Here is a 16,783-nt window from a genome sequence, read left to right on the forward strand (position 1 = left end):
GGCTAGGAGCACTAACGTTATACGAATAAGCGCAGAGGTTTAAATACTCTAATGGAATATAAATATGCCAGCAACGAGGGGGACTTGCCCCCCGATTCGGCATGCTCTACGCATTGATGGCGCCAGTACGATTTTCGCGGGCTATCCCCCTCGCTACATTCAAACCAATGCCGCGCCGCGCTGCCGGGCGAGCTTGGGATTGAGCGCGGTATTGAGCGCATCGCCAAGCAGATTCAACGCCAGTACCGTGAGCATGATCGCCGCCCCAGGCAACGCGGTCATATAAGGCGCGGTACGCAACGCCTCGCGCCCCACACCGACCATGCTTCCCCAGCTCACATGGTTAGGATCGCCCAACCCCAGAAACGCCAGACCCGCCTCGGACAATATCGCGTTGGCCACCAGCAGCGCGGTGCTGACGATGATCGGCGTCAGCGCGTTAGGCAGAATCTCCCGCACCATCAAGCGCAACGGCGATGCCCCGAGCGCCTCGGCGGCGCGCACGAACTCGCGCTCGCGCAACACCAGGAACTCGCCACGGGTCAGGCGCGCGATGCCCGTCCAGGACGTCACGCCCAAGGCGAACACCAGGGTTGCCAACGACGGTTGCAGCACCGCCACCAGGATGATCGCCAGCAAAAACGCCGGGATGGTCTGGAAAAACTCGGTGACGCGCATCAGCGCTGCATCCACCTTGCCGCGATAGAAACCGGCCAAGGCACCGATCACGATACCGATGCTCAAGGCGATCAAGGCCGCCACCCCGCCCACCAGCAACGACACCTGCGCGCCGTGCAACAGCCCGGCCAGCAGGTCACGGCCCATGAGGTCGGTGCCGAGCGGCAAATCGCCGTCCTCCCCCGGTGCCAGATACGGCGCCCCGACCATCTCGAGCGGGTCGCCGGGGAACCACAGGCTCGCGCTCAGCGCGGCGCCTGCGACCATCAGCAACATGATCCCGCCGACCCAGGCCGAGGGTTGCCGCGCCAGATTGCGTAACAGCTGTTTCATGGCTCATGCCTCACTCGTGGATCGAGCACGCGATACAGCAGGTCGACCAGCAGATTCAACAGCACCACCAGCACCGCACTGAACAGCAGGATGCCGAGCAGCACATTGAGGTCGCGATTGGTAATGGCATCGAACGACAACTGCCCCAGCCCCGGCCAGGCGAACACGCTTTCGACCACGATGCTGCCACCGAGCAAGGCACTGCTCTGCAAGCCGAACATGGTCACCACCGGCAGCATGGCGTTGCGCAGGGCATGCCGCCATACGATCCGCGGGCCACGGTTGCCCTTGGCGCGTGCGGTGCGGATGAAATCCTCTTGCAGGGTCTCGATCATCGAAGCCCGCGACAGCCGCGCGAACACCGCCAGGTAATACAACGCCAGGGTCGACGCCGGTAGTACCAAGTGCCGCGCGCGGTCCAGCCACAGCGCCGCACCGTGGCGGTCGACGCCGATTTCCTCTGTGCCCGAGACCGGCAGCCAGTCCAGGTGCACGCCGAACAGCACGATGAGCATCAGCGCAGTCCAGAACATCGGCGCGCTGTAGCCCAGGGTCGACAGGCTCGACAACACAGTGTCGAGCCAGCCATGTGGGCGCTGCGCCGAGGCGATACCGAACAGCACCCCGAAGACCACCGCCAAGGTCAGCGCCGCGCCCACCAGCGCCAGGGTCGCCGGCAAGCGCCCGAGGATCAGGCCAAGCACCGATTCGTTGTAGCGAAACGAATGGCCTAGATCCAGGTGCGCCAGCTGCCACAGATAGTGCCCCAGCTGGATCAGCAGACCGCTGTCCAGCCCATAGGCGGCGCGCAGTTGCGCCATGTATTCAGGGGTGGCCGAGCCGCTCTGCACGGCGATGACATCCACCAGATCGCCGGGCACGGCCTTGAGCAGAAAGAAATTCAGCACCGCCGTAGCCAACACCGTCAACACGATCAACGGCAGGCGGCGCAATACCAGGTTCAGCATGGCTGTGTCACCGGGTCAGGTCCTGCGCAGGACGCCTGCAAAGGCGCCCCGCGGACAGGAGGTATTACTGGGCGCCGGCCTTGGGAGCGAGCCAGACGTGGGCGAAGTTGCTTTGCGAGTGATCGTAGGTGTCGGTGACGTTGTGCAACTGGCGATCCCAGATGCCGAACCACCGGAACTCGAACTGCACGATCTGTGACAGATCACGCTGCGCCAGCTCCTGCACCTTGTTGTAGTCGAGCACGCGCTTGGCCGGATCGAGCTGGGTCTGGGCATCTTCCAGAGCCGCGTCCATCTCCGGGTTGGCGTAGCCGGTGGCGTTCAACCACGGGGTGCCTTTGCTCTCGGACCTGGACCAGAAATGCTGCTCGACCCCCAGTTGCGGATCCTGCCAGTTGGCGCCCCAGGAGCTGACCAGCTGGAAGTTGTAATCGGTGAACACGTTCTTGGTCCAGGTGGCCAGGTCGAGGCTGCGCAGGGTCACGTCGATACCGACCTTGCGCAGTGCCTGGCGGACGAACTCGCCGGTGCGCTTGTAGTCATCGCCATAAGGGATGTAGTCGTGGTTGAGCTTGAACCGCCAGCCGTCGGCCTGCCGTGGGAAGCCCGCCGCATCGAGCAGCCGTTCGGCCTCGGCAGGGTCGTAGTTGTACTGCTGGGTGTCCTTGTCATAAAACCCCTTGAGCAACGACGACACCGGCCCGGTGGCAGGTACCGCATAGCCATTCCACACAGTCTTTACCAGTGCCTGGCGGTCGATCGCGTGGGCGATGGCCTGACGCACCTGCAGCTTGCCGAGGATCGGATCGCGCAGGTTGGGCATCAACCAGAACCACGAGGCGAAGCCGTTGTAGCCGTCGGTGGAAACTTCCAGATCAGGCAGCTTGGCCAGGCGCTTGGCGTCGGCGAAGGTCACCGGGTTGCGCTCGCCGTATTGCACGTCACCGGTTTCGAACGCGGTGGCGCGGCCGGCGACATCGGGGATGATCTTCCACACGATACCGTCCAGATACGGCTTGCCGGCTTCCCAGTAGTGCTCGTTGCGGGTCAGGCTGATAAAGCTGCCGCGCTGCCATTCCTTGAACACGAATGGCCCGGTGCCCACCGGCTTGTTGTTGTACGGGTTGTTGAGGATGTCGGTACCTTCGTACAGGTGTTTGGGCAGAATCGGCGCGCTGACCACGTCCAGGGCGTTGACCAGCACCGGCGCCGGCTTGGACAGGTGCAAGACCACGGTGAGGTCGTCCGGGGTATCTACCGACGTCAGGTTCTGGAAGATCCGCCGCGCGGTGGGAGCGTACTTTTTCCAGATCACTTCAGCGCTGAACTTGACGTCGGCGGCGGTGAACGCCTGGCCGTCATGCCATTGCACATTGGGCCGCAGCTTGAAGGTAACAGTCAGGCCGTCAGGGGAGATGTCCAGGCTTTGGGCCAATTGTGGACGCGGCTTCAAGTCCGGCCCGTAGTCGAACAGGCCGTCGAAGATCTTGCTCGCCACGGCGCGGGTCGGCGTGGCGGTATTGATGAAAAACGCCAGGGTCGGCGGCTCGGGCTGGATCACCGCCTTGAGCACGCCGCCGCGCTGGGCGCCCTGCTCGCTGGCCGCAGCGTTGCCGGTAGCGGGCGCAGCGTCGGCGGCAAATGCCGTGGCACTCAACAACAAGCTGCCAGCCAGCACCGCGTTGGCCACCATCGCGAATGCGCGGCGGGGCACCAATGAAAGGTCGTGCATGAGGTTGTTTCCTTGAGAGCGCCTCTATAGCGCTTGAGCGGCGGACACTGCCGCGGGCCGGGACAGGGATTGCCAGCTCGCCACGGGCCGACAGCTCGGCACCGCCTCGATCAGGCTCTGGGTATACGGGTGTTGCGGGTGCTGCCAGACCTGCTGGTGGTCGCCGCTTTCGACGATGCGCCCGGCGTTCATCACCAGCACCTGATCGGCGAAGTAGCGCACCACCGCCAGGTCGTGAGAAATGAAAAAGTAGGCCAGGTTGAACTGCGCCTTGAGCTCGACCAGCAGATTGAGGATCTGCGCCTGCACCGAGACGTCCAGCGCCGACACCGGCTCGTCGCAGATCAACAGTTGCGGCTCCAGCAGCAGCGCCCGGGCGATGCCGATGCGCTGGCGCTGGCCGCCGGAGAACTCATGGGGGTAGCGCGCCAGGGCGCTGCTCGGCAGGCCGACGGCATCGAGCATGCGAGCGGCGCGTTGCTGGCGTTCGCGGCGATCGCCCACGGCATGGATGCGCAGCGCGGTGTCGAGCAAGGTCGCCACCGTCTGGCGCGGGTTGAGCGAAGCGTAAGGGTCCTGAAAGACCATCTGCACCCGGCGGCGGAACGGCTTGAGCGCGCGCCCGTGCAGCGCGGTAATGTCCTCGCCGTCGAGCACGATCTGCCCGCCGACGCTGTCCACCAGGCGCATGATCGCCCGCGACAGGCTCGACTTGCCGCACCCTGACTCGCCTACCAACCCGACGGTCTGGCCGCCACGCACCTCGAAACTGACGCCGCGCACCGCCTCGACGCGCTGGCCATGGGGCGCGCTGTAGTGAACCTTGAGGTCGCGCACCTGCAACAACGGCTGACGGCCGATCGGCAACAACTGTACGGGCTCAGGGGTGAAGCCCTGAAACAGCACCTGGCCTTGAGCATCTTCGCGCACGCGGATCTCGCTCAGACGGTTGTCGCGGTAATGGCCCTTGCCGCCGTCGTGCATCGACGCCTGCAACAGACCGGCAGCATAGGGGTGCAACGGCGGCTGCGGATGGGCCGCGAACAAGCGCTCGGTGCTGGCCTGCTCGACCTTGCGCCCACCGTGCATGACCACCACGTGGTCGGCCCACTGCCCCACTACGCCCAGGTCGTGGGTGATGAGGAGCAGGCCCATGCCCAATTCGGCACGCAACTCATCAAGCAAAGCGAGTATCTGTGCTTGCAGGGTGACATCCAGGGCAGTGGTCGGCTCGTCGGCGATCAGCAGGCGCGGTTTGCAAGCGATGGCTGCGGCGATCATCACCCGTTGCCGCTGACCGCCAGACAGCTGATGGGGATAGTCGAGCAACCGCTTGTGCGCTTCAGGCAGCTTGACCCGATCAAGCAAGGTCAGAGCCTCGGCCAGCGCTGCCTGGTGGGTCATGCCGCGATGCAGCACCAAGGTTTCGGCGACCTGCTGGCCGATGCTCTGCAGCGGGTTGAGCGAGGTCATGGGCTCCTGAAAGATCATCGACAGCGCATCGCCACGCAACTGGCTCATGTGCTTGTCCGAGAGGCCGAGCAGCTCGCGGCCCTCGAACAGCAGTTGCCCTTTGACCTCGGCGTGTTTGGGCAGCAGGCGCATCAGCGCCATTGCGGTGCTGGACTTGCCGCAGCCGGATTCGCCCACCAAGGCCAGGGTCTGCCCAGCCTCGAGGGTGAAGTCCAGATCGCGGACCACGGCCTGGCCGGCGAAGCTGACCTGCAGACCGCGGACATCCAGCAGCGCTGTCATGAACGGGCCACTTTGGCGTTGTCGGCCGAAGCGGGCGCCTGACGCCAGCGCGCGCCGCTGTGCTCGGCGGGCAAACGATCGCCCTGGCCGAACAGCTTGTGGCGCAGGCTGCCCTGGGCGTATTCGGTCTTGTACAGGCCGCGGGCCTGCAACACCGGGATCACCAGGTCGATGAAGTCTTCGTAGCTTTCCGGGGTCACGGTGCGGGTCAGGTTGAAGCCGTCCAGGCCGGTGTCTTCGATCCAGGCCTGCAACGCATCCGCCACTTGCTCGGGGTCACCGACCAGTGCCGGGTAGCGGCCACCCAAGGCGTTTTCTTCAAGGATGCGGCGTACCGTCCAGTCGTTGTTGCGGGTCAGGGTCTTGACCGCCGACTCGATGGCATTGTTTTTCTCATAGCGGATCGGCTCGTCCAGTGCATAGCGCGACAGGTCGATGCCAGTGGACGCGGCATAGTGCGCCAGGCCCGCCTCGGGATTGGCATAACGCAGGTATTCGGCGTGTTTCTCGCGGGCCAGGGCCTCGGTGGCGCCGACCACCACGCTGATGCCCATGAACACCTTGACCGCCTGGGGGTCACGGCCGGCCTTGCGCGCGCTGTCGCGAATGGTGTCGACCGCGACTTTGACTGCCGCACGGCTCTGGCCACTGATGAACACGCACTCGGCATGCTCGCCAGCGAAACGCTGGCCACGGGGCGAAGAGCCGGCCTGGAACAATACCGGGGTGCGCTGCACCGAGGGCTCGCACAAGTGATAGCCCTCGACCTGATAGAACTCGCCACGGTGCTCGACCTTGTGCACCTTGCCGGGCTGGGCATAGACGCGGCGCTCGCGGTCCTTGACCACGGCGTCTTCTTCCCAGCTGCCTTCCCAGAGTTTGTACAGCACCTCGAGGTATTCATCGGCCTGATCGTAGCGTCGGTCGTGCTCGACCTGGGCCGGGCGGCCCATGGCAGTGGCAGCGCTTTCCAGATAACCGGTGACGATGTTCCAGCCGATGCGGCCGCGGGTCAGATGATCGAGGGTCGACATGCGCCGGGCGAACAGATACGGCGCGTCGTAGCTGAGGTTGGCAGTCAGGCCGAAGCCCAGGTGGCGGGTCACCGCGGCCATGGCCGAGACCAGCAGCAAGGGATCGTTGACCGGCAGCTGGATGCTCTCCTTGAGCGTCAGGTCGATGCCCTGCTGGTAGACGTCATAGACCCCGACGATATCGGCAATGAACAGCCCGTCGAACAGCCCGCGCTCCAAGGTCTTGGCCAGGTCGGTCCAGTATTCGAGGGTGTTGTATTCGGTCGACCGGTCCCGCGGATGGGTCCACAGGCCGTGATTGATGTGCCCCACGCAGTTCATGTTGAAGGCGTTGAGCAGGATCTGTTTGTGTGCCATGGAGTGATCTCTTGGTGGCGCGAGCAGCTTGCGCAGTCAGATGTAGCCTTTGCGCGGCGGCAGTTGCTGATTGAGGTGGAAGTTGCCGATCGCGTGGTACTTCCAGCGCACCGGGTCGTGCAGGGTGTGCACGCGGGCGTTGCGCCAGTGGCGATCCAGGCCGTGCTCGCTGAGGGACGCGCGGGCGCCACCCAGTTCGATCAACTTGCTGCCGGCAGCCAGCGATACTTCCGTGCTCAAGGCCCGGGCGGCGGCCACCGCCAAGGATGCGTGGGCAACATTCGCGGCATCGGGCGCGTGCAGCGTGGCATCGACGGCGGTGCCTGCGCGTTCGAGCAAGGCTTCGGCGGCGTGCAGCCGGATCGCCAGGCGGCCGATCTCGCTGATGGTCAGTGGGTCCTCGCTGGCCTTGTCGACGCCGGAATCCGGCCACGGCCGTGCGTGTTCACGCACGAAGCGCAGGGTGTCTTCATAAGCGGCGCGGGCGATGCCGGTGTCGATGGCAGCATGCATCAATTGTGCGTGCGGGCCGACGCTGGTCGGGCGATCGAACGACGCCTGAAACGGCACGATGTCGCGCGCTTGCACGTAAACGTTGTCGAGCACCACAGAGCCGCTGCCGGTGGTGCGCTGGCCGAAGCCGGACCAGTCGTCGACGATCTTCAGCCCTTGGGTATCGCGATCGATGAAGACCATCTGCTGCACACCCTGCTCGTCCACCGCCGAGGTCGGAATCCGCTGGGCATACAAAGCCCCGGTAGAGTAGAACTTGCGGCCGTTGATGCGATAACCCTCACCGTCGCGGGTCAACGCAGTGGTACGAATCTGCGAGGTGCTGGTGCCCAGCTCAGCCAGCGCGTTGCCGAAGCGCGCACCGGCCAGCACTTCGGCGAACAAGCGCTGCTGCTGGGCCAGGCTGCCGTTGACGCGCAACACTTGCAGTGCATAAAAATGGTTCTGCGGAATCTGCCCCAGCGAGCCATCGGCCTGGGCAATCCGCGCGATCACCTTGGCCAGCGTCACGCTGCTGACCTCGGCACCGCCAAAGGCTCGCGGCACCGTGATGCCCCATAGCCCGGAGCGAGAAAACGCTTCCAGTTCGGTATGCGGCAAGCGCCGCTCGCGATCACGCAGCGCAGCGTCAAGGCTGAACTGCTGCGCCAATACCTCGGCCGCAGCGAGGGCCTGGGCATCATTCTCGATCAGCACAACGCGCCCTGTAGCGAGGGGGCTGGCTCCCGACGAAGATGTACCTGATTGCAAGGGTGCGTTCATGGGCTCAGATCCAGGAGTGGCGCGCAGGCAATGCGCCGTTGAGGTAGTAATTACCGACGGCGTGCACCTTCCAGCGCACTGGGTCATGGAGGGTATGGGTGCGGGCGTTGCGCCAATGGCGATCGAGGTTGAACTCGGCCAGGGTGGCGCGGCTGCCGGCCAGCTCGAAGAGTTTTTCGCTGGCCTGCAGGGCGATCTCGGTGGTCAGCACCTTGGCCTCGGCCACCGCGATCGAAGCTCGCGCAGCGCTGGCATCATCCAGTGGCTGCGCGGCGACTTCATCGAGCGTGCGGCCAGCCCGCTCGAGCAGGGCGTCAGCGGCCAGCAGTTCGATCTGCAACTTGCCGACCTCGGCGATCACAAAGGGCTCCAGCCGCGCGTGCTCGACCTGCGCGTCATGCCAGGGCCGCGACTTGTCGCGCACGAAAGCGATGGCATCGGCCACCGCGGCATGGGCGATGCCTGCGTCGATGGCGGCCTGAATCAACTGCGAGAACGCGCCCTGGATATTCGCCACCTGCGCCAGATGCCCGCTGTGGATGACCCGCTCGGCAGGCACCACCACGTCGTCGAGCAACACGGTGCCGCTGGCGGTGGTGCGCTGGCCGAAACCGGACCAGTCATCGACGATGCGCAGGCCAGGGCTGCCGCGCTCGACGAACGCCATCACCGCCTGGCCGTCCTCGTCCAGTGCCTTGACACTGACCCAATGGGCGAACAAGGCGCCGGTGGAATAGAATTTTTCGCCCTTGATGCGGTAGCTGCCATCGGCCTGGCGCTGTGCAGTGGCGCGCAGGTCGAGGGTATGTCTAGTGCCCCGCTCCGGGCCGCCGTTACCGATGCGCCGGCCTTCGAGGATGCTCTGGAACAACGCCTGTTGTTGCGCGGGCTCGGCCACATGGCGCAGCACACTGAGCACCCCGAAGTGATTCTGCGGGATCTGCCCCAGCGCCGGGTCGGCCTGGCAGATGATCTTGAACACTTCGGCGACGGTCACATAGCTGACCTCGGCGCCGCCGTACGCACGAGGGACGGTGATGCCGCCCAGACCGCTGGCGGTGAAGCGCTCAAGCTCGGCCCAGGGCAGCCGTCGCTCGCGATCACGCAAGGCCGCATCACGGCTCGCGTACTCGGCGAACTCGCGGGCCGCCTGCAGGGCTTCGGCGTCGGTGGCGATCACATGGGCGGGGAACACAGCCGGAGCGGTGTCTGCCGGGAGCTGCGCGGAAAAGGTAGTCACACGGGCCTCGCTTCATTGGCGTAGGCCGGAACTGCGGGCAGGTCCGGTCATCGTTTGAAATGCTGTTTTGCTAGAACGGCGGCGATGTCCGGTGGACCGGTGTGCTTATGTTATGCGGGAATAAAAAAAATGATAAATAGCGATTTAGAATATATATATTCGCGTTGCTGCTGAGCCCCTTAAATCACTTCGCATCGCCGGTCAATCAGCGCGCCCCGGCAGCAACAGCACAAATATCGTCTCCCCGCCTCGCCCATGCACCACCATCAGCCGCCCACCATGGGCCTCGACAATCGACTTGCAGATGGCCAGGCCCATGCCCATGCCGCTGGCCTTGGTGGAGTAGAACGCCTGGAAGATCTGTTCGCTGTTTGCCGCAGCGACGCCAGGGCCGCTGTCCTCGACCATCAACAGCACCCCTTGCGGCAGCGCCCGCAGCTCCAGGCGCAGCAGCCGTGCGGCGGGCTCGACCCGGTGCATGGCCTCCACCGCATTGCTGATGAGATTGAGCACCACCTGCTGCAATTGCACCGGGTCGCCCTGCAGCGCGGGCAGCGGATCGATGAGCATCCGCACGGCGACGTGTTTGTCCTCCAGCTCCGCGCGGGTCAACTCCACGACGCGACGCACCAGTGCGTCGAGGGCCAGCGGCTGACGGCGCATGGGTTCCTGGCACGCCAGCGAGCGCATGGCACTGACGATATCGGCGGCGCGGCGGCCGTCGCTGAGGATGTCGCGCACGCTCTCGGTGGCTTCTTCCAGTGCCGGGGTATCGCGTTCCAGCCAGCGCAGGCTGGCACTGGCGTTGGCCAGGATCGACAGCAGCGGCTGGTTGATTTCGTGAGCGATCGAAGCAGCGAGCTCGGCCAGCACCGTGCGTTGGCTGATCTGCGCCATCTCCGCCCGCGCGCTGCGCAATGCCGCCTGGGAGCCCACCAGCCGCGTTTCGCTGTCGCGCCGCCGGCGGTTCTCTTCCAGCAAGTCTTCGTAAAGCCGCGCGGTGGTCAGGGAAATCGCCGCCTGCGCGGCCAGTACTTCGAGCACGTCGACCCTGGCCGGGTTGAACACCCCGGCCACCAGTAGATTTTCCAGGTACAGGGCGCCAATGATCTCGCTTTGTTTGAGCAACGGCACGCACAGCACCGAGCCGGTGCGGCGGCCACGCAAGTACGGATCATCGACGAAGCGTTCGGGATAGCGGGCATTTTCAATGACGATCGAGCGCCGGCTGCGCAAGGCGGTCCGCACCAGGCTCAAGGGCAGTTCATCGGCCCGCGGGGCATGGCGCACCAGGCTGACGTCAACGCCCTCGGCACTGGCGTGCCCGAGCGCTTCGACGCTGAGGTTGTCGCCCTGCATCAGCAGCAATGTGGCATGGCTGGCGCCGGCATGCACGATGGTATTGGCCAGCAGGGTCTTGAGCAGTTGCTCGACCTGCAGCTCGCGGGAAAGCGCCTGGCAGGCCTTGGTGATGGACATCATGTCCAACTGTTGCTGACCGCCTGGCAGATCGACGCTGGCCCGGGGGCCCATGGCTTGCTCTTGCAGATAAGGATGTTGCGCTTCCATCTGCTCGGCCAAGCCGTGGGCACCCCATTGCCGCCAGGCATCGCGCGCCTTGCGCAGGTGGGTGCGGGTCGACACCGTCAGGCCCAGTGCCTGATGACAGCGGCTGGCCAGCTCGTGGGCCAGGCCCTGAATGTGTACCGCGCCACAGCCCAGCGCCTTGGACACCGACGCGTCGTACAGGCGCAGCGCCTCCAGGGTTTTGCCTTTGGCGCGCAACACCTCGGCGCGGCCCAGATCGAGACGATCGCCGAACGCTTTGGGGTTGAGCGACGCCAGGTACTGCAGGCGCTCCATCGGGTGCTCCAGTGCGCTCAGCGAGGCAGGCGAACCGTCCAGCCGGGCTGCACTGTTGAGCACCGAGAACAACGCCAGATCAATCAGATGAATATGCGCCGGCGCCGCCCAGCTGAGCGCCCAGGCCTGATCCAGTTCGAGGCTGGCGCGCCGGAAGTCGCCTTCAAGATAGAAGAACAGCCCTTCGAACAGGTGCCACCAATACTGCGCCGGCCCGACGTGCGTCACCGCCATGCGCCGAGCCATTTCGTCACGACTGGGCAGCGCTATAGCGCCCGAGCCCCCTCCCGCCAGCCGGCGAATGTACAGGGCCTGGATGAACAGAATGTTCTGGGAGTCGATGAATTCGAGGTTCTGCGCCAGCGCCAGGCCGGTGTCGATCTGGCGCAGCGTACGCTCGATCGGCGCGCCCATCACCAACAGGTCGGAGACGATATGGTTGTTGGCATAACAGCCCATGACCGGCGTATCTTGCGCCAGGCTGGTGCGCAGCGCCTGCTCGGCACAGCCCAGAGCGAAGGGCAACGGCCGGGCCCAGGCGCTGATGCGGTCCAGGGCCAGCAGCACCGAGGGGCGCTGCTCGACATAGCCGCGCTGATCGACCAGATGCAGCGCCATCTGCGCCCATTCGAAACCTTCGCCATGGCTGTCGTGGCGGTGCGCGCTGGACACCCCGAACCAGGCGAAGGTACGGGCGGCCGCAGCGCTGAGGCCATGTTCAAGGCTCAGGCGCACGCCATGGCAGAGCAGCACGAACATCAAATTGCGCTGCACGAAGCAGCCGATGATGCCGGCGGTGGTCAGCAATCCGACCAAGCGGGCGATACGGCCGTCAGTGGTGACGGGCAGCTCGCTCAGGGAAGCGACCTGGCGCCCTGCCAGGCTAGCCTGTACCGCCCGCCAGGCTGCGTCGGCCTGGGCGTCATCGGGCGCGACATCGACCTGCAAGCCCAGGCATGCCAACGCTTCGACGGCGGCACCGACGGCCCCGGCATAGTCGCCGGCGAGCAGCAGAATCTCGGTCTTGAGAACGTACAGCGACGACAACGCCGCGCTGTCATCGACCCAGCCGAGCAACGCGACGATCTGTTCATCGGCTTTCAGGTACTGGGTGCTGAGGATCAGGCACTGGGTGCTGAGGATCAGGCACTGGGCGCGCAGAAAGGCCATTTCATAGATCAGCGGCGAATCCGCTGGCGTCCCCTGTTCACTCAGCAAGTGCTGCGCGTGGGCCAGGTAGTCGAGCGCGAAGGTTGCCGCAGCGGCGTCCTTGGCTCGATAGGCGGCGCGCAGCAACAGATGAATGAAAGCCTGGCGCTGCTCATCGCTCAGCACCTGACTGTCGGATTGCAATACGTGGGCGGCGGTACGGAAGAGCTGCTCGGCAGTGGCGTTCGGGCACAGCGCTTGCACCAGACGCGTGGCGATACGGGCGTGCTCGGCGCCCAGTCGCTTGGGCAGCAGACGCAGGGCAGCTTCTTGTACCTGGTCGTGACAGAACAGCAGGCCATCGTGACTTTCGCGAATCAGGCGGGCGCTCAAGGCAGGCGTCAGCAGCTCATCCAGTGCACTCGGGCAGACACCGCAACCCGCCGCCAGCGAGGAGCGCTCGACGTGGCTGCCGAGCAGCGCCATGCACCCGAGCAATCGCCGGGTCGGCTCGGGCAGGCGCGCCAGGCGCACGTCCATCACCTCGATCAGGTCCCCCACCGCCAAGGCTTCGGCCTGCGGCGGGCTCTCTTTGAAAGCCTGCAAGGCTTGGCTGACGAACAGTGGATTGCCGTCGCCCTGCGCCTGCAGCCGCTGCGCCAAGCGCAACGCGTCAGGCTCGGCGAGGGCCAGGCCGGCCCGTACCATGGCCAGCACTTCAACGGTCTTGAGCCCCTGCAGCTGCACCTCGTCACGCGGTACGGGCAAGCCTCGCGCAAAGCTTAGGAGGCTCTGCAATGCCGTATTCTCGACGTCGCTGCGGTAGGCCGCGATCAACAGCAGGTGCTGGAAATCCTCCGCGCGCAGCGCCTGGAAAAACGCCAGGCTTTCGCTGTCGAGCCAGTGCAGGTCATCAACGAATACGATCACCGGGCGCTCGGCACTGCCCAGCGCGCGCAAGGTGCGCAGGAACAATCCCAGCAGGCGTCGACGGTCTTGGGCGGCGATGGGCTCGTTGTCGCCGGGCAGTGGCCCAGTGACCCATTCCAGTTCCGGCACCAGGCGTGTCAGCAATTGTCCATGGGCACCCAATGCCGCCTTGAGACGCACACTGCAGCGTTCGAGCTCCTCGGGCTCGTCACCCACGACCCGCGTCAGCAATGAGGCCAGCACGCTGGAGAGCGCCGCATAGGGGCTTTTCTGCAGCCCCGCTTCGAATTTGCCACTGCCGAACATCAGCGACCCACCCGCGAGCTCGCCGCGCAATTGACGCACCAACGCGGTCTTGCCCATCCCCGCAGGCGCCGAGATCCAGAGCATGCCACCCGATCGTCCGGCACTCAGGCGCTGAGCACTGGCGAGCAATTGCTGGTACTCGAGCGCGCGCCCGAGCAGCGGCGCGGGTGCGCTGACCAGGGCCTCGGCGTCGTGGGCGCCGATGGGTTCGTTGATATGACCGAATTCGTTCCACTCACTCAAGGCCTGGCGCAGCTGCGCGGCCAGCACCGCCGCACTGGCGAAGCGTTCGCTGGCGGATTTGGCCAGCAACCCGTCGATCAAGCGTTGCAAGGCGTTGGGCAAACCCGGGCGATACTGCGCCAAGGGCACCGGCGCTACCGCGACGTGCTGGTGCAACCAGCCTGCGGCATCGTTGGCGTTGAACGGCAACTGCCCGGTGAGCAATTCGAAGAGGCAGACGCCCAGCGAATACAGATCGCTGCGCTGATCAGCCCCGTGATTGAGGCGTCCGCCCTGCTCCGGGGACATGTAGGGCAGGCTGCCGCTGATGGCATCGGCGTCCGATGGCTGGGGCAACTGTGGATGTGCCGCCAGCATGAAGCCGCTCAGGCGCAGCTGATTGTCGCTGCCAAGGATGAAATGCGCGGGCTTGATGTCGCGGTGGGTGATGCCCTGATCGTGGGCCGCCGCCAGGGCCGATGCTGCCGCCGTGGCCAGACGCAGAAAACGCCCGACCGCAATCTGCCCATCCGCCAAGGCCGATAGCGGCCGCCCGCCGTTATCATCGAGCACCAGCAGCGGCCCTTCGCTGGAGTGCAGCTTGAGCATCGGCAGCACCGCCCAAGCCGGTTGCAGGTAACCCGCAAACAGCAACTCGCGGTCCAACCGACGCACATCGGCCTCACTCGCCTCATCGCGCGGGCGCACCACCAACCAGCTGCGCGTGGCCATGGGCGAGCGCACCCGCCACCACACCAGGCCGCCGTGATCCTGCAGCAGCGTCCACTCCAGATCACCCAGCCACTGCTCGTCGAAACGCTCGGCATCGGTCCGCAGATTGACGGCAGCCCAGGCCAGGCTATGGGGGTCGAGTGCGGTCATGGTCGCAGGCTGTCCATGGGGTTAATGCAACACGCACGACTCAAGCGTGGCTGCGGGGCAAGGGTTCAATGCACAGAGAGTATGGCGTTATAGCGAAGCAACTGATTTGCTCGCAAGTTTATTGCCTGCAGCATGAATGCTATGGATCGAGGCGAAACGCCCTGTTTACGGGGACTCAGGGCAAAGCAGGGCGCGAGCGTGGCCAGATTGAGCACCTCAATGTCCGTATTGGGCACCAAGCGTTAGAGCGAAAACACCAGAGCGCCAGAGATGACATTCGGGTCAATATTCCCAGGCATATGCACAGGCATGCAGCGCCTGACCTGACCCGTCACTCGTGCGGCGCGCACTCGACGCGGTTGCGCCCTGCTCGTTTGGCTCGATACAGCGCCGCGTCTGCCGCGCCGTAGGCCGTGTCGAACGGCGTGCCGGCGGCATTGGCGCTGACGCCGAAGCTGGCGGTGATCAGCCGTTGTACGGGTGTGTCGAACACGTGCTCGGCGATGGCCAGACGCATGGATTCGGCCAGCGTCTGGCCCTGTTCGAGGGAAGCCGCAGGAACGAGAACGGTGAACTCCTCGCCCCCTACTCGCCCCACCTGTCCGCTGACACCGACGACCTGGCGCAGGCAGTCGACGATGCCCTTGATTACCGCATCGCCCACCGGATGACCGAAATCGTCATTGACCCGCTTGAAATGATCGATGTCCAGCACGACCACCACGGCGCCGGCAGTGCCTAAGATTTCGCAGGCTCTATCGATGATCGCTCCGCGGTTGAGCACCCCGGTAAGGGCATCGTGGGTGGCACGGTATTCCAGCTGCCGGGCCAGGGTGCCGAGTTGCAGGTTGAGGGCGTTCATCTCCCGTTCGGCACGGTCGCTACGGCCTATCAGACGGCGGGTCTCGCGCATCAGGCGTTCGAAATGCAGCATGATTTCCACCAGCGATTCGCGGTACACCGTCGCGGTGACGCCTGACGCCGCGAGGGTCTGGCGTACGCGTTCCAGGGCCTGGGTTTCGCTTTCGAAAAGGTCGGGTAAATGCGCTGCAGTGTTGGCGATACTGTGCATGGCCCTGGCTCCTGTCAGGTGGTCACCGGATGATCGGTGAAGAGGATCGCGGTGAAATCGGCTTGCAGCTCTTCGCCGAACTCGAAAATGGTTTCGTCTTCAGCGTCGTGGTACCAATTCATGTGCACGGTGTTGCCGGCCTGAGCGGCCTGGTCCAGCGCGTCGAACAGGCTGAACAGCATCTTGGTGCTGGAGCTGTTGAAGTACGCCAGCGCGATATCGGCAGTGATGGTCTGGCCTTCGCAACCGGCCAGGTACTCACGTAGCTGCTGGATGATCGGCGCGTAAAAGGCGGCGGCGTTTTCGGGATACGACTCGCCCTTGAGCGTCAGCCGATGCTCATCGAAGCGAAAGTCGACCCGCGGTGACGTGGCCGTTGCAGCAATTGACAGGTTATCCATGGAGTCGGTCTTCCGTTGCAGTCAGATGATGGCCTTGAGGCAGAACACGGTGGTCTCAGGATCGTCCTCGCGGACCCTGAAGGCGAACTCCAGCGGTGCGCTGGCGTCCCGCGCCATGGTCAGGAACCCCAATCCCGCGCCCTTGCTGTGCTCGGGCGTTTCGGCGCGCAGCGAGACCTTGTAAGCCTGTTTTATTTGCTCCAGCGACATGCTGCGCAGTGGCTCGAGCTTGTCGCGCAACGCTTGGACTTCGCCACTGGCGATGGGGTTGGCACATAGCATGAAGTGCTGGTCACCCTCGACGCTGATGCACACCGCGCCCTGGCGCACCGAAGCCTCGTCACTGCCCAGCGCATCGGACGAGTAGTGAATGATGTTCTGCGACAGCTCGACAAACGATGAAAACAACCGACGCCGGGTCGGGCCGCTGACGCCCGCCACCTCCAGTTGCAGCTTCACCACTTCGGCCATCGCCGAGACGATGCCATGGGAGAAGTAACCCTGGTGATAGAAAATCACCTGGCGCTGCTGGGCGAGCTCCAGGAACGCATAATCGTGTACAGACAAAGCACAGGTCATTGACGGC

General features: G+C 64.8%; 11 protein-coding genes. All 11 read right to left on the reverse strand.

Annotated elements, in window-relative coordinates; all coding sequences use genetic code 11:
- Positions 1 to 159 precede the first annotated feature (159 nt).
- A complete protein-coding gene (locus LIX93_RS14580; protein ID WP_226504761.1) occupies positions 160 to 1,011 on the reverse strand; it encodes an ABC transporter permease in 852 nt (283 codons plus the stop codon).
- Positions 1,008 to 1,979: an ABC transporter permease gene (locus LIX93_RS14585; protein WP_226504762.1), complete on the reverse strand. Its 972-nt coding sequence runs from the start codon at positions 1,977 to 1,979 to the stop codon at positions 1,008 to 1,010. The genes LIX93_RS14580 and LIX93_RS14585 overlap by 4 nt, the downstream gene beginning before the upstream one ends.
- Before the next feature lie 64 nt (positions 1,980 to 2,043).
- A complete protein-coding gene (locus LIX93_RS14590) occupies positions 2,044 to 3,711 on the reverse strand; it encodes an ABC transporter substrate-binding protein (protein WP_226504763.1) in 1,668 nt (555 codons plus the stop codon).
- A 24-nt stretch (positions 3,712 to 3,735) separates the two neighbouring features.
- A complete protein-coding gene (locus LIX93_RS14595) occupies positions 3,736 to 5,466 on the reverse strand; it encodes an ABC transporter ATP-binding protein (protein WP_226504764.1) in 1,731 nt (576 codons plus the stop codon).
- The gene (locus tag LIX93_RS14600) at positions 5,463 to 6,857 is read right to left on the reverse strand and encodes an LLM class flavin-dependent oxidoreductase (protein WP_226504765.1); all 1,395 of its coding nucleotides are present in this window, start codon (positions 6,855 to 6,857) and stop codon (positions 5,463 to 5,465) included. Before LIX93_RS14600 ends, LIX93_RS14595 begins: the two co-directional genes overlap by 4 nt.
- Before the next feature lie 36 nt (positions 6,858 to 6,893).
- Positions 6,894 to 8,132 carry an SfnB family sulfur acquisition oxidoreductase gene (locus tag LIX93_RS14605; RefSeq protein ID WP_226504766.1) on the reverse strand — a complete coding sequence of 413 codons (1,239 nt, stop codon included), beginning with the start codon at positions 8,130 to 8,132 and terminating at the stop codon, positions 6,894 to 6,896.
- Positions 8,133 to 8,136: 4 nt separating this feature from the next.
- Positions 8,137 to 9,372, reverse strand: a complete 1,236-nt coding sequence (locus LIX93_RS14610; RefSeq protein ID WP_226504767.1) for an SfnB family sulfur acquisition oxidoreductase — start codon at positions 9,370 to 9,372, stop codon at positions 8,137 to 8,139.
- A 201-nt stretch (positions 9,373 to 9,573) separates the two neighbouring features.
- Positions 9,574 to 14,724, reverse strand: a complete 5,151-nt coding sequence (locus LIX93_RS14615) for an AAA family ATPase (RefSeq protein ID WP_226504768.1) — start codon at positions 14,722 to 14,724, stop codon at positions 9,574 to 9,576.
- Positions 14,725 to 15,055: 331 nt separating this feature from the next.
- Positions 15,056 to 15,796, reverse strand: a complete 741-nt coding sequence (locus LIX93_RS14620) for a GGDEF domain-containing protein (protein WP_226504769.1) — start codon at positions 15,794 to 15,796, stop codon at positions 15,056 to 15,058.
- A 14-nt stretch (positions 15,797 to 15,810) separates the two neighbouring features.
- Positions 15,811 to 16,197 (reverse strand): DUF1987 domain-containing protein, encoded by a 387-nt coding sequence (locus LIX93_RS14625; protein WP_226504770.1) that lies wholly within the window; start codon positions 16,195 to 16,197, stop codon positions 15,811 to 15,813.
- Positions 16,198 to 16,218: 21 nt separating this feature from the next.
- Entirely contained in the window at positions 16,219 to 16,776 is a 558-nt protein-coding gene (locus LIX93_RS14630; RefSeq protein WP_226504771.1) for a SiaB family protein kinase, read from the reverse strand.
- Between the last annotated feature and the right edge of the window lie 7 nt (positions 16,777 to 16,783).

It is taken from the genome of Pseudomonas sp. MWU16-30317 (assembly GCF_020515695.1).
In the GTDB taxonomy this organism is placed as follows: domain Bacteria; phylum Pseudomonadota; class Gammaproteobacteria; order Pseudomonadales; family Pseudomonadaceae; genus Aquipseudomonas.

What these genes read in the sequence shown, in the direction of transcription:
- LIX93_RS14580 (WP_226504761.1), bottom strand. Translation starts at nt 1,011, where the DNA reads ATGAAACAGCTGTTACGCAATCTGGCGCGGCAACCCTCGGCCTGGGTC.
- LIX93_RS14585 (WP_226504762.1), bottom strand. Translation starts at nt 1,979, where the DNA reads ATGCTGAACCTGGTATTGCGCCGCCTGCCGTTGATCGTGTTGACGGTG.
- LIX93_RS14590 (WP_226504763.1), bottom strand. Translation starts at nt 3,711, where the DNA reads ATGCACGACCTTTCATTGGTGCCCCGCCGCGCATTCGCGATGGTGGCC.
- LIX93_RS14595 (WP_226504764.1), bottom strand. Translation starts at nt 5,466, where the DNA reads ATGACAGCGCTGCTGGATGTCCGCGGTCTGCAGGTCAGCTTCGCCGGC.
- LIX93_RS14600 (WP_226504765.1), bottom strand. Translation starts at nt 6,857, where the DNA reads ATGGCACACAAACAGATCCTGCTCAACGCCTTCAACATGAACTGCGTG.
- LIX93_RS14605 (WP_226504766.1), bottom strand. Translation starts at nt 8,132, where the DNA reads ATGAACGCACCCTTGCAATCAGGTACATCTTCGTCGGGAGCCAGCCCC.
- LIX93_RS14615 (WP_226504768.1), bottom strand. Translation starts at nt 14,724, where the DNA reads ATGACCGCACTCGACCCCCATAGCCTGGCCTGGGCTGCCGTCAATCTG.
- LIX93_RS14620 (WP_226504769.1), bottom strand. Translation starts at nt 15,796, where the DNA reads ATGCACAGTATCGCCAACACTGCAGCGCATTTACCCGACCTTTTCGAA.
- LIX93_RS14625 (WP_226504770.1), bottom strand. Translation starts at nt 16,197, where the DNA reads ATGGATAACCTGTCAATTGCTGCAACGGCCACGTCACCGCGGGTCGAC.
- LIX93_RS14630 (WP_226504771.1), bottom strand. Translation starts at nt 16,776, where the DNA reads ATGACCTGTGCTTTGTCTGTACACGATTATGCGTTCCTGGAGCTCGCC.